Source organism: Leeuwenhoekiella sp. NPDC079379 (genome assembly GCF_044542075.1).
Lineage (GTDB): Bacteria > Bacteroidota > Bacteroidia > Flavobacteriales > Flavobacteriaceae > Leeuwenhoekiella.
On record NZ_JBITTU010000001.1, the window covers coordinates 400,086 to 412,684 of the forward strand.

General features: G+C 36.7%; 13 protein-coding genes. 7 read left to right on the forward strand and 6 right to left on the reverse strand.

The window, feature by feature from the left end:
- The first annotated feature begins 61 nt into the window (after positions 1–61).
- The gene (locus ACIGAM_RS01660) at positions 62–1,039 is read left to right on the forward strand and encodes an acyl transferase (RefSeq protein ID WP_396509726.1); all 978 of its coding nucleotides are present in this window, start codon (positions 62–64) and stop codon (positions 1,037–1,039) included.
- 127 nt (positions 1,040–1,166) lie between these two features.
- Here ACIGAM_RS01660 and ACIGAM_RS01665 read toward each other — a convergent pair whose 3' ends face one another.
- Positions 1,167–1,637 (reverse strand): Lrp/AsnC ligand binding domain-containing protein, encoded by a 471-nt coding sequence (locus ACIGAM_RS01665; RefSeq protein ID WP_028376824.1) that lies wholly within the window; start codon positions 1,635–1,637, stop codon positions 1,167–1,169.
- A 58-nt stretch (positions 1,638–1,695) separates the two neighbouring features.
- A complete protein-coding gene (locus ACIGAM_RS01670) occupies positions 1,696–3,060 on the reverse strand; it encodes a saccharopine dehydrogenase family protein (protein ID WP_396509727.1) in 1,365 nt (454 codons plus the stop codon).
- Between the two features lie 73 nt (positions 3,061–3,133).
- On the opposite strand from ACIGAM_RS01670, the gene ACIGAM_RS01675 reads away from it, so the two are divergent.
- Entirely contained in the window at positions 3,134–3,520 is a 387-nt protein-coding gene (locus ACIGAM_RS01675; RefSeq protein ID WP_396509728.1) for a DUF423 domain-containing protein, read from the forward strand.
- A 71-nt stretch (positions 3,521–3,591) separates the two neighbouring features.
- Positions 3,592–5,202 carry a phosphoenolpyruvate carboxykinase (ATP) gene (gene pckA, locus ACIGAM_RS01680; RefSeq protein WP_396509729.1) on the forward strand — a complete coding sequence of 537 codons (1,611 nt, stop codon included), beginning with the start codon at positions 3,592–3,594 and terminating at the stop codon, positions 5,200–5,202.
- A gap of 70 nt (positions 5,203–5,272) precedes the next feature.
- Here the strand turns inward: pckA and ACIGAM_RS01685 are convergent, their stop codons facing one another.
- Positions 5,273–6,022 carry a uroporphyrinogen-III synthase gene (locus ACIGAM_RS01685; RefSeq protein WP_396509730.1) on the reverse strand — a complete coding sequence of 250 codons (750 nt, stop codon included), beginning with the start codon at positions 6,020–6,022 and terminating at the stop codon, positions 5,273–5,275.
- Positions 6,023–6,038: 16 nt separating this feature from the next.
- The gene (locus tag ACIGAM_RS01690; protein ID WP_396509731.1) at positions 6,039–6,704 is read right to left on the reverse strand and encodes a DUF4271 domain-containing protein; all 666 of its coding nucleotides are present in this window, start codon (positions 6,702–6,704) and stop codon (positions 6,039–6,041) included.
- 107 nt (positions 6,705–6,811) lie between these two features.
- Between ACIGAM_RS01690 and ACIGAM_RS01695 the strand changes: the two genes are divergently transcribed.
- The 3 genes from ACIGAM_RS01695 to ACIGAM_RS01705 are packed head-to-tail and all read left to right on the forward strand — an operon-like array spanning position 6,812 to position 9,361.
- Entirely contained in the window at positions 6,812–7,543 is a 732-nt protein-coding gene (locus ACIGAM_RS01695) for a polyprenol monophosphomannose synthase (protein WP_396509732.1), read from the forward strand.
- Between the two features lies 1 nt (position 7,544).
- A complete protein-coding gene (locus ACIGAM_RS01700; protein WP_396509733.1) occupies positions 7,545–8,885 on the forward strand; it encodes a dihydroorotase in 1,341 nt (446 codons plus the stop codon).
- A complete protein-coding gene (locus tag ACIGAM_RS01705; protein ID WP_396509734.1) occupies positions 8,882–9,361 on the forward strand; it encodes a DUF4296 domain-containing protein in 480 nt (159 codons plus the stop codon). The genes ACIGAM_RS01700 and ACIGAM_RS01705 overlap by 4 nt, the downstream gene beginning before the upstream one ends.
- On the opposite strand, the gene ACIGAM_RS01710 is transcribed toward ACIGAM_RS01705, so the two are convergent.
- A complete protein-coding gene (locus tag ACIGAM_RS01710; RefSeq protein ID WP_396509735.1) occupies positions 9,348–10,358 on the reverse strand; it encodes an NAD-dependent epimerase/dehydratase family protein in 1,011 nt (336 codons plus the stop codon). The two genes, ACIGAM_RS01705 and ACIGAM_RS01710, sit on opposite strands and share 14 nt — an antisense overlap.
- A 96-nt stretch (positions 10,359–10,454) precedes the next feature.
- Between ACIGAM_RS01710 and tyrS the strand changes: the two genes are divergently transcribed.
- Positions 10,455–11,762 (forward strand): tyrosine--tRNA ligase, encoded by a 1,308-nt coding sequence (tyrS, locus tag ACIGAM_RS01715; RefSeq protein ID WP_396509736.1) that lies wholly within the window; start codon positions 10,455–10,457, stop codon positions 11,760–11,762.
- Between the two features lie 78 nt (positions 11,763–11,840).
- On the opposite strand, the gene ACIGAM_RS01720 is transcribed toward tyrS, so the two are convergent.
- On the reverse strand, positions 11,841–12,536 hold the full coding sequence (locus tag ACIGAM_RS01720; protein WP_396509737.1) for a zinc metallopeptidase: 696 nt from the start codon (positions 12,534–12,536) through the stop codon (positions 11,841–11,843).
- Positions 12,537–12,599: the final 63 nt, after the last annotated feature.

A 12,599-nucleotide genomic window follows, 5' to 3' on the forward strand; every position in this document is an offset into this window, starting at 1 on the left:
TAGCTAATATATAGGAAAAGAGACTTTCATTTTAAATACCTTTACAATTCTAAATAATGGTATGCATCCTAACGCTATTTTTGATATTTCCAGCAAGTCACAATTTAAAGATTTGGCACTTCAGTCTTTTAAGCACCAGTGGCATTCTAACTCGATTTACAGAAGGTTTTGCGATCTTTTACAGGCTGATCCCCAGACAATTAACACGGTAGAAGAAATTCCGTTTTTACCCATTCAGTTCTTTAAACAATTTGATGTGGTGGCATCTACAGATCCTGTTCAAACTACATTTACAAGCAGTGGCACTACAGGAAGTGTAACCAGCAAACATCACGTTACAGATCTTGATTTATACATAAAAAGTTTTCGCCAAAGCTTTAGGATACATTATGGAAACATTAAAGAATATACCATACTTGCACTATTACCCTCTTATCTGGAGCGAGATGGATCTTCATTAATTTTAATGGTAGATCAACTCATTAAAGACAGCAATCAACCAGACAGTGGTTTTTATCTAAATGATTATACAACGCTAAGTAAAAGATTAAAACGTCTAGATGCCGAAGGAAAAAAAGTGCTGCTAATAGGGGTGTCGTTTGCATTACTAGATTTAGTTGAAGCATTCAAATTTAACCTGAATTCAACTATAATTATGGAAACAGGCGGTATGAAAGGTAGACGAAAAGAACTTATACGTGAAGAGCTTCATCAGATCTTAAAGGAAGGATTTGGCGTTAGTGAAATTCACAGTGAATACGGTATGACTGAATTATTATCACAAGGCTACTCAAACGGAAACGGGATATTCACCACGCCCCCCTGGCTTAAGGTTTTTATGCGCGATACAGAAGACGCGCTACAACTTGTAAAACCGGGAACTACCGGCGGTATAAATGTTATAGATCTCGCCAATCACTACTCTTGCCCGTTTATAGCAACTCAAGATTTAGGAAAGAAAATTGACGAAAATCGTTTTGAGATTTTGGGTCGTTTTGACACCTCAGATATACGCGGATGTAATTTAATGGTTTTTTAAAAAAATATTTAAAAACCGTGTAAGCTAACTTACTTACAAACGACTATATAGGTGTTCATAATTGATTGGTTAGTTAAGTTGAAAAACCCGGATACTTTAAGATTTTAAAGTGCCGGGTTTTTTATGTTTAAATCTGTATTTGTCGTTCTATTTGTTGATTTAAAGAAATAAAGGTTTCGGTACGAGAAACACCTTCAATAGCCTGTATTTTTTTATTGAGCAAATGCATTAAATGCTCGTTATTTTTACAGAGAATTTTAATAAAAACAGACCAGTTTCCTGTCGTGTAGTGACATTCTATTACCTCAGGTATTTCCTCTAGCTGTTTTACTGCTTTAGGATTACTCATCGCCCTGTCTAAATAAATACCTACAAAAGCCATTGTATTATAGCCTAAAATTTTAGGATCTACAATAAAACGAGAGCCTGCTATTAATCCTGACTTTTCTAATTTTCTAAGACGTTGATGTATTGCCGCACCAGAAATACCCACCTGGCGAGCAATCTCTAAAATAGGTTTTCGGGCATCATCCATAAGTTGACGCAAAATAATTTTATCGATTCCGTCAATTGCGATCTGTTCATTTACAATTTTCATAAAGCACTATTTGTAATTAAAAGTACTACTTATACTTATATTAATAAACCAATTGCCATTATAAGTGATGCGGATTGTAACCTAAATAGGGAACGTTGTATTCCTTAAATACAATCCCGTAATTCTCTAATTCTTTTAAGATAGGCTCATAAACCGCTCTACTAATTGGGAGTTGTACACCAGGCTGTATGATCTCTTTATTTAAAATTTTTAATGTTGCTATAGCTACGGGCAACCCTACTGTTTTAGCCATAGCTGTATACGTTTGATTCTCACCTATATTTACCATCGTAGCGTCAATTTGTTTTTGCGCTCCGTTTAATTCATATCCAAACTTGTGATACATCACAATCATATCTTTATCGGTATTCTCTAAAGTCCATTTATCTTCGAGAATGCGTTGCAAGCATTGTGCTGGAGTAGCGTTTTTAAGCTTTAGTAGCTTTGAACCGTTAAACAAGTCGAGTTCTAATAACTTATCCCATAATAAATCATCCTGATCTATTTTGAGCATATGTCTTAATTTTAATTGAACTGAATCTGTAGGAGAATAAGGCAAAAACAGATTTGTAAACTCCCTGTAACTCATATGCTCTGTATCTTGTAATGTATAACTATCATCAGTCATACCGAGCTGCACAAATAAATTCCATGCTCTAGAAAAACCAACTCTACGCATCGTACCTCTATATAAAGTAAGTACATCTTCAAGACCGTAAATACTTCGGTATTTTAAAGAGTTACGATTTGCATAGGCCTCAAATCGCCCGTAACCTTCAACATCCAGAAATTCGGTACGTCTAAAAAGACGGTGGTATGGGATATACTTGTACGTCCCTTCCTGTATGAATTCTGCAACACCTCCTTGTCCTGCTAGCACAACATTTCTGGGATTCCAAGTAAATTTATAATTCCACAAATTAGTATCACTATCGGGAGCTAGCAAGCCTCCACAGAACGATTCAAACAGTAATATCTTTCCTCCCTGGTCTCGTATTCTATCTATCACCCGCATAGCACTCATATGATCAATGCCGGGATCAAGACCTATTTCATTCATAAAAATTAAGCCCTTTGCTTTTACTGCTTCATCCATTTGTAACATTTCATTACTTATATAAGAAGCCGTAACCAGGCTTTTGCCTAAATCCAAACAGTCTTTTGCAACGGTAAAATGTAGGTGAGCAGGCAACATACTAATTACAATATCTACTGATTTAATAAGTTGCTGGCGCGCTTGAACATCTGTAATATTTAATTCTATCGCTTCGGCATACGACGTATTCTTAATTAGACGAGCGGCATTTTCTAAAATTTGATCAGCTACAACTAATCGTATTTCTTCTTTTTCTGCCTTATTTAAAAGGTATTGAATTAATTGCGCAGTAGATTTTCCTGCACCTATAATTAATATTTTTCGCATAATAATGTTTTATTTTTGCCTGCGTTGAGTTCTTAGAAAATTAATCATTTGATAGCGCTTAAAAAATGTTATTATGAAAAGAAAAATTCTTATTACTGGTTCTATTTTAGGCTTAATGGCTGTTATTTTAGGCGCATTTGGAGCTCATGGTCTTAAAGATAGCTTAAGTGCCGAAGCTATAAACTCTTTTGAAACAGGAGTACGTTATCAAATGTATCATTCATTTTTACTGCTTATTGCAGGTAGTTTTTTACCCTTAAATTCAAAAGCTCTAAAAACTGTTTTCTATTTAATTATTAGCGGTATCCTCCTTTTTAGCGGCTCAATTTATTTATTGAGCACACGACCTCTTACGGGAATAGATATCTCCCCTATGGGCTGGATAACACCTATAGGAGGCGCGCTACTTATATCTGCCTGGATATGTATCTGTTACAACTTTATCAAATCTGCAAAATAATTAGTTAAAATTAAATAATTTGCAAAAATAAAGACTTAATTTTGGCTCGTATTTACCAAAAATTCAATTTTATGGCTTCAAGCGCCTTATTAACGAAAACGATTGCGTTATCAAAGTACGGAATCAAAAATGCCACAACCTATTATCAATTAGAACCGGAAGAACTTCAATCTATTAGCGTAGATCTGGGCCAAGGTAGAGAAACATCTACAGGTGCCTTAGCTATAGACACAGGCAAATTTACCGGAAGATCTCCTAAAGATCGTTTTATTGTAATTGATGAACTTACTCGTGATGATGTCTGGTGGGGAGATATTAATATTCCATTTGACAGTCAAAAATTTAGTCAGCTTAAAGAGAAAATGACAACTTATTTATCTGACCGTAATTTGTATGTGCGCGACGCTTTTGCTTGTGCAGATACACGTTTCCGATTAGGTATACGCGTCATTAATGAGCACCCATGGTCTAATCTTTTTGCGTACAATATGTTTTTACGCCCTAAAGAGGAAGAACTAGAAAACTTTAAAGAAGACTGGCTTATTATAAATGCCCCGGGATTTAAAGCGAATCCTGAACTAGACGGTACACGACAAGAAAATTTTGCTATTGTAAATTTTAAAGTAAAAACAATTTTAATAGGAGGAACGGGATATACAGGTGAGATAAAAAAAGGTATATTTTCTGTGCTAAACTTCTTACTACCTACCGAAAAAAATGCTCTTCCTATGCACTGTTCTGCAAACGTAGGAGAAGATGGAGAAACCGCCTTGTTTTTTGGCTTATCAGGAACCGGTAAAACAACACTAAGCGCAGATCCTAAAAGAAAACTTATAGGAGATGATGAGCACGGCTGGTCTGCAGATAATTCTATTTTTAACTTTGAAGGAGGCTGCTATGCAAAAGTGATCAACCTATCTAAAGAGCAAGAACCAGATATTTTTAATGCGATTAAAAAAGGTGCTCTTTTAGAAAATGTAGTTTCAAATGATGATGATTCAGTAAATTTTGAAGATACATCAATCACACAAAATACTCGTGTAAGCTACCCAATACACCACATAAAAAATATTCAGAAACCTTCAACAGGAACTACTCCTAAGAATATTTTCTTTTTAACAGCAGATGCCTTCGGGGTTTTACCTCCTATTTCAAAATTAACACCAGGACAAGCAGCATATCACTTCATAAGTGGCTACACAGCAAAAGTTGCTGGCACAGAAGCCGGCGTTAAAGAACCTATACCCTCTTTTTCAGCTTGTTTTGGAGCGCCATTTATGCCGCTACATCCTACGCGTTATGCCGAAATGTTAAGTGAAAAAATGAAAGCTGCTAATGTAAATGTATGGCTGGTAAATACGGGCTGGACCGGCGGGTCTTACGGTGTGGGTGAGCGTATGCCACTAAAGTACACACGCACGATGATCAATGCTGCATTAAACGGAGATTTGGGTCCTTTAAATTATGAGAATTACCATATACATTCGGTTTTTGGACTCGCTCAGCCGCGTACCTGTCCGGGAATTCCTAATTATATTCTAAGTCCGAGACAGTCTTGGGAGCACGAAGATGCTTACTATAAGACCGCTTTTAAACTTGCAGCAGCATTTAAAGAAAACTTTAAAAAGTTTGAAGCATTTGCCAGTGATGAGATTATGGCCGGTCAACCACCATTAGGTTAATTGATAAAATAGTTAAACTAAAAAAGGCTCCATACAGGAGCCTTTTTTTATGAGTTAAAAATAGAACAAACTATTTTTTACTATTTACATCATCAATGTATTTCTCAAGTGCCATTGTCATAGACGGTGTCTCAGGAGTTGGCGCCATAATATCTACTTTAAGACCGGCATCTTCAACCGCCTTAACTGTTGAGTTACCAAAAACAGCAATACGCGTATCATTCTGTTTAAAGTCTGGGAAATTCTCAAAAAGAGATTTTATTCCACTAGGGCTAAAAAACACTAATACATCATAGGTCACATTTTTTAAATGTGATAGGTCACTTACAACCGTACGATAGAAAATACCTCTATCCCAGGTAAGCTTTAAATCATTAAGAACCGAAGGAACTTCAGGCTTTAAAACATCTGAGGATGGTAATAAAAACTTTTCCGTCTTATACTTCTTTAAAATCGCTGACATTTCAGTGAACGTGCGCTTACCTACGTAAATTTTACGCTTACGGTAGACTACATATTTCTGAAGATAATATGCAACAGCCTCACTCTGACAGAAATATTTTAACGAATCTGGAACTTTGAAACGCATCTCATCGGCGATTCTGAAGAAATTATCGACAGCATTACGACTTGTTAGAATAATTGCCGTGTATTTGTTCAGGTCAATTTTTTGATGCCTAACTTCCTTCCCTGAAACACCTTCTACATGTATAAAAGGCACAAAATCAACCTTAACTCGCTTCTTCTCTTGCAGTTCAAAATAGGGGGAATTCTCAACTTTTGGCTCTGGTTGTGATACCAAAATAGTCTTCACTTTCATAGACATTAAAATTTGTTTAATTAACTCCCATACTAAACACCTTATATAAAATGAAGTAGGGTGCAATTTCAAGTGCGCAAAGGTACAAAATAAAATAAAAAAGATTGAAATAAATCAACTTTTCATATCTACGCAACGTATTGAAAAGACTGATTAAGTTGAATAAAATAAAGATCCCGATTATTATTTTTATTAATACCAGGCTAGGATTTAAGCCGTAGATAAACAGTGCATTAACCGGCAACAATATCATTGCAAAAAAGCTTCGGTAACTCAACTTTTGAAATTGATAAGAACTTAAGACTTGCTCGCCACTAAATAAAACACCCATCATACGCTCAATAAAAAATTTTAGAGCGACAAATACAATGTAGACTAATGCAATACGTATGAATAGCAAAACTGGAGCAATTTCTACAGCTATACCAAAACGCATTAGCGCAATATGAATAAAAAGAGAAATCGATAAGAGCTGCGCTACAAAAAGTATAAGGTTAAACGGATCCTGAAATTTAATTTCTTTATTTGCCTTAAGAAGGTACTTTTCATTTATAAGTAGTTCTGTAAAATCTATAAATCGAGTCTCATATGCAACTTTAACCAGAACAATAAGTATCAGGCATGCAACAACTACAATGGTTATCCAGTCATTACTAATAAAACTGCGTTCTAGAGCTTGCACTATGCTATTAATTGAGAGGTTAAAATTAATATAATTCAAAGAGTTTAGACAGTTGCAGCAGACAATTAACGTGCAAAATAATTACATTTGCGTTTAAATTACATACGATGGCAGGTTCGCTCGTCATAATCCCAACCTATAACGAAGCAGAGAATATAGAAAAGTTATTGCGTAATATATTTGCGCAACAACGTGCATTTGAGGTACTGGTTGTTGACGACAACTCACCAGACGGCACAGCACAACTTGTTGCTGGTTTACAGCAGGAGTTTAAAGACAAACTACATTTAATTAAAAGACCTGGCAAAAATGGATTAGGTACTGCTTATATAGCAGGTTTTAAATGGGCTTTAAGTAGAGCGTACAGTTATATTTTTGAAATGGATGCAGACTTCTCTCATTCTCCTAATGATTTAATACGCTTGTACAACGCCTGCGCTCGAGGAAATGCAGATCTCGCTATAGGTTCTAGATACAAAACAGGTGTTAATGTTGTTAACTGGCCTATGGGAAGAGTTCTATTATCTTATGTAGCCTCAAAATATGTTCGGTTTATAACAGGGCTCGATATTGCCGATACTACAGCCGGTTTTATTTGTTATAAACGTGAAGTTTTAGAGCAGATTACACTCGATAAAATTAAATTTGTAGGATATGCTTTTCAGATTGAAATGAAATTTAAAGCACATCTCCTGGGTTTTAAGATTTCTGAAGTGCCGGTGATATTTGTAGACAGAACCCGAGGTACCAGCAAAATGAGTACAGGGATTTTTAGTGAAGCTGTTTTTGGAGTAATAGGAATGAAGATTAAAAGTCTTTTTAAAGGATACGCAATATAAGATGGAAAAAGTACTAATTAAAGACGCAAACATAGTTAATGAAGGCTCTATTATGCGCGGTGACGTGTATATTGAGAATGGTATTATTGTAGAGGTAAGTCAGAATTTGAGTGTTAAAAGCCCGGACGTACACGTTTTTGATGCCGAAGGGCAACATTTATTACCTGGTGTCATTGATGATCAGGTTCATTTTAGAGAACCCGGTCTTACGCATAAAGCATCTATAGCTACAGAGTCTGCTGCTGCTGTTGCCGGCGGTATCACCTCATTTATAGAAATGCCTAATACCCTGCCGCAAACCACTACAATAGAAAAGCTAGAAGAGAAATTTAGCATTGCTGCAGAAACTTCTCACGCAAACTATTCGTTTATGTTTGGAGGTACAAATGACAATCTTGCCGAAATTAAAAAAGTAGATAAGAAAAAAGTTGCCGGTTTAAAGCTCTTTTTAGGAAGTTCTACAGGTAATATGCTGGTAGATAATGAAGAGGTTCTTCGTGAAATTTTTAAAAGTACAGATCTTCTAATTTCAGTACATTGCGAGGACGAGGCGACTATACGTGAAAATTTAGCAATTTACACAGAGCGTTATGGTGATGATATTCCTATTAATATGCATCCTATTATACGCAGTGCAGAAGCTTGTTATATTTCTTCATCTCGAGCAATTGCCTTAGCCAAAGAAACAGGAGCCAGACTTCATGTTTTTCATTTATCTACTGCAAAAGAAATGGAGCTGTTTGATAACAAAACACCTTTAAAAGATAAAAAAATTACTGCCGAAGTTTGCATACACCACCTGTGGTTTAGTGATGCAGATTATGAAGAAAAAGGTACTCTTATAAAATGGAATCCTGCTGTAAAAACTCAGGCAGATCAAGATGCATTATGGGAAGCCTTACTTGATGACCGTTTAGATGTTATCGCTACAGATCACGCACCACATACTTTAGAAGAAAAACAAAACGTTTATACAAAAGCACCTAGTGGTGGTCCCCTTGTGCAACATGCACTACCGGCTATGCTAGAGATGTATCACGAAGAAAAAATAAGCCTCGAGAAAATTGTTGAGAAAATGTGCCACAATCCAGCTATTCTATTTGAGGTAGAAAAGCGCGGTTTTATCAAACCGGGTTATTTTGCAGACCTAGTAATGGTTGATCTTAACAATCCCTGGACGGTTACTACAGACAATATTGTGTATAAATGCAAATGGTCTCCATTTGAAGGAAGCACTTTTAAATCACGTATTACACATACTTTTGTAAATGGTCGATTAGCATACAAAAACTTTAAAGTTTATGACGATAAATTTGCAAAGCGTTTAACTTTCAACCGATGAAAAAAACGGGCTACATAGTTATGCTCTCGCTACTGCTAATGCTTAGTTGTAACGACATTCAGAAGCCTAAAAAGCCTGATAATTTTATCAAGAAAGATCTTATGACAGACATTTTGTATGATGTCTCGATTATGCGTACCCTTAGAACGTACAATATGAATGAGATGCGAAGCCTGGGTATTGAGCCAGACTCCTTCATTTATACAAAATACGATATAGACAGTTTACAGTTTGCAGAAAGCATAAATTACTACAGTGTCAATTTTAATGAGTTTACAGCGATTTGGGAAGAAGTAAGCAAAAGACTTACCGAGCAGCGCGATAAACTTCAGTTTGCACAAAATGATCAAGACAGCATTCGCAATGTAGAATCTAAATTTAAAAGAGATTCTATACGCAAACAAGTACAACTTAAAGACAGCCTTTCAAAAATTGAACCTGCACAAGACTCACTGCTGGCTCCTATTGGCGATTAAAATGAGTCGCAACTCGCTTAATCGTCTCCTCTAATGCGGTGTACTTAAAATCTAGTTGATACTTTAATTTTGTAGTGTCATATACCACCAGCTTATATGCAGATCCTGCAGTAGATCTAAATAAACGGCGCTTCTTACCAAAGAAACTTGCTACCCAGTCTAGACGCCAGGCTAATTCTAATTGCCATTTTTTTATTTTTTTAGTTGGAAGCGCTACTTGCAACGCAATTGCAATTTGCTCAAACACCTGCTGAAAACTCAGGTTATGACCTACTAGAATATAACGCTCATTTACCAGCTCGCTTCGCATCAACAATATCACAGCATTTACCACGTCTACAACATCTACAAAACCAGAAGAACCCGGAACCACGTAATCAAGACCCTTTTTAATTTTTTTAAAGAATACACCACTACCCTGTTTGTAGAACCCTTCACCTAAAATTATTCCGGGGTTAATAGTAACTACATTAAGACCCTCCTGCGTACCTCGCCATACCTGCATTTCTGAAGCAAATTTACTAATGCTGTAAACGCTATTCTCTTTGTTAGCTTCCCAATGGGTTTCTTCTGTTATTGCCGCTTTAGAACCTCCTAATGCTGCAACAGAACTCACATAGCACAGTTTTTTAATCTTATTTTTAATACTAAGGTTTACCACATTTGCTGTGCCTTCTACATTAATCTTTTGTAGCCTTTCAAAATCTTTGGGATTAAACGATATAAGGGCTGCACAGTGATAGACAAAGGTTATTTCATTAAATGCTTCAGTAAGCGCAGGGATATCCATTACATCTGCTTCTACCCAATCTATACACTCAAAGAGTAACGCCGCTTGTGTCGTGTTCTCTTTAGCTTTCCATTTAAATAAATCCTTAACGGGCTCAATACTTTCTATGGTTCTATAGGTAGCACGTATTTTTTTTTCGCCTTGAGCGATCAATTCATACATTAAATGCGAACCAACTAAGCCTGTTCCTCCTGTTACTAAAATCATGGGCACTAAGTTAACGATATTCTTGGGTTCAAGTCGCGATGCTTAAAGCAATATCTTTATATTTACAGGCTAATTAATTTGCAGAAAACAGCACGTATGATTACCAATTTTATTGAAGAACTTAAATGGCGCGGAATGATTCACGACGTGATGCCGGGCACCGAAGAACACCTTATGGAGCAAATGCGCTCTGCCTATGTAGGATTTGACCCTACCGCAGATAGTTTGCATATAGGGAACCTGGTTCCTATTATGATTTTGGCTCATTATCAACGCTGCGGTCATAAACCTTTTGCGCTGGTAGGTGGCGCTACAGGTATGATAGGTGATCCTTCTGGGAAGTCTAGCGAGCGTAATTTACTTGACGAAAAAACCTTACGCCACAATCAGGAATGTGTAAAAGGCCAACTTTCTCAGTTTTTAGATTTTACCTCGGGTGCTGCAAATCAAGCCGTATTGGTAAATAATTACGACTGGATGAAAGATATTTCTTTCCTCGATTTCATTCGCGATGTGGGTAAACACATTACCGTAAATTATATGATGGCTAAAGATTCTGTTAAAAACCGGTTATCTGGCGATTCTGAATCACGTGGCGATGGGATGTCTTTTACTGAATTTACCTACCAGTTAGTTCAGGGTTATGACTTTTATCATTTGTATAAAGAACACGGTCTTACCCTTCAAATGGGCGGTAGTGACCAGTGGGGAAATATCACTACGGGTACCGAAATGATACGCCGTATAGGCGAGGGTAAAGGGTATGCACTTACCTGCCCGCTTATCACAAAATCAGACGGAAGCAAGTTTGGTAAAAGTGAAGGTGGCAATGTATGGCTAGATGCTGAGCGTACTTCTCCTTATAAATTTTACCAATACTGGTTAAATACCAGCGATGAAGACGCCGCTAAATACATTAAGATTTTTACCTTTTTAGAAAAGGAAGAGATTGAAAACCTAATTGCAACCCACCAAGAAGCACCTCATCAACGTGCTTTACAAAAGCGTCTTGCTGAAGAGGTGACACTCACAGTACACAGCGCAGAAGATCTTGAAAATGCCGTAAAAGCGTCAGAAATTCTCTTCGGAAAATCTACAGCTGCAAACTTAAAAGCACTTAATGAGAAAACCTTTTTAGATGTTTTTGAAGGTGTACCGCAAGCGGAAATTAGCCGTGGGGAAGTTGAAGCAGGATTAGATATCGTGAGTGCTCTTTCTGAAAAAACCGGATTTTTAAAGTCTAACGGAGAAGCAAAACGCGCATTAAAACAAAATTCAATTTCTGTAAATCAGGAAAAAGTAGCAGACGGTCACACCATTACTGCAGAAGATTTAATCAACAATCGCTTTATTCTTTTACAAAGCGGTAAGAAGAATTATTTTGTAATTCGCGTGATGGATTAAATTCGCTTATACATCAATAAAAAAGCCGCAAACAGAATAGCTGTTTGCGGCTTTTTAGTTATAGTTTTCAAGTTAAATCTAGCGTCTTCCGCCAAAAACCTGTAATGCGAAATACAATAGAGTTGCCAGCGATCCTATCGCAGCTACCACATACGTACGTGCTGCCCATTTTAAAGAATCTTTAGCTCCTGCGTGTTCCTGACTGGTCAACATATTAGATGATTCTAACCAGGCCAAGGCACGATTACTAGCATCATATTCTACGGGCAACGTAATAAAGGCAAATAATGTTCCCATTGCAAATAGCCCAAGACCTATTACAGCCACGGTAAAACCTACTCCACTACTTATAATTGACATTAAAACAAAGCCTCCTATAATTACAAACATAGACATACGAGAAGCCACACTCACAACCGGTACTAAAGTTGATCGCATAGTTAACCAACTGTAAGCTTGTGCGTGTTGCACCGCGTGCCCACACTCGTGCGCCGCTACTGCAGCTGCCGCTGCATTACGCTGATTATAAACCGCCTCACTTAAATTAACCGTTTTGTTTGTAGGATTGTAATGATCTGTTAACTGGCCTTGTACCGAAATTACTTTTACATCACTAATCCCATTATCACTAAGCATTTTACGGGCAATTTCTGCACCGCTCATACCATTTTGTAAATGTATTTGTGAGTATTCTTTAAACTTGCTTTTTAATTTATTACTCACTAACCAACTCACCAGTGCAATTGCACCTATGAGAATATAATATCCCATCATAACTTTAAATTTTAGGTAGTATAAAACTAATCATTAATTAGCAAAAAATAAGCCAAAACGAAA

Excerpts from the sequence above, each read along its gene's own strand:
- ACIGAM_RS01695 (WP_396509732.1), top strand. The coding sequence starts at position 6,812 with ATGGCAGGTTCGCTCGTCATAATCCCAACCTATAACGAAGCAGAGAAT.
- ACIGAM_RS01660 (WP_396509726.1), top strand. The coding sequence starts at position 62 with ATGCATCCTAACGCTATTTTTGATATTTCCAGCAAGTCACAATTTAAA.
- ACIGAM_RS01670 (WP_396509727.1), bottom strand. The coding sequence starts at position 3,060 with ATGCGAAAAATATTAATTATAGGTGCAGGAAAATCTACTGCGCAATTA.
- ACIGAM_RS01705 (WP_396509734.1), top strand. The coding sequence starts at position 8,882 with ATGAAAAAAACGGGCTACATAGTTATGCTCTCGCTACTGCTAATGCTT.
- pckA (WP_396509729.1), top strand. The coding sequence starts at position 3,592 with ATGGCTTCAAGCGCCTTATTAACGAAAACGATTGCGTTATCAAAGTAC.
- ACIGAM_RS01665 (WP_028376824.1), bottom strand. The coding sequence starts at position 1,637 with ATGAAAATTGTAAATGAACAGATCGCAATTGACGGAATCGATAAAATT.
- ACIGAM_RS01675 (WP_396509728.1), top strand. The coding sequence starts at position 3,134 with ATGAAAAGAAAAATTCTTATTACTGGTTCTATTTTAGGCTTAATGGCT.
- ACIGAM_RS01700 (WP_396509733.1), top strand. The coding sequence starts at position 7,545 with ATGGAAAAAGTACTAATTAAAGACGCAAACATAGTTAATGAAGGCTCT.
- tyrS (WP_396509736.1), top strand. The coding sequence starts at position 10,455 with ATGATTACCAATTTTATTGAAGAACTTAAATGGCGCGGAATGATTCAC.
- ACIGAM_RS01685 (WP_396509730.1), bottom strand. The coding sequence starts at position 6,022 with ATGAAAGTGAAGACTATTTTGGTATCACAACCAGAGCCAAAAGTTGAG.
- ACIGAM_RS01720 (WP_396509737.1), bottom strand. The coding sequence starts at position 12,536 with ATGATGGGATATTATATTCTCATAGGTGCAATTGCACTGGTGAGTTGG.
- ACIGAM_RS01710 (WP_396509735.1), bottom strand. The coding sequence starts at position 10,358 with ATGATTTTAGTAACAGGAGGAACAGGCTTAGTTGGTTCGCATTTAATG.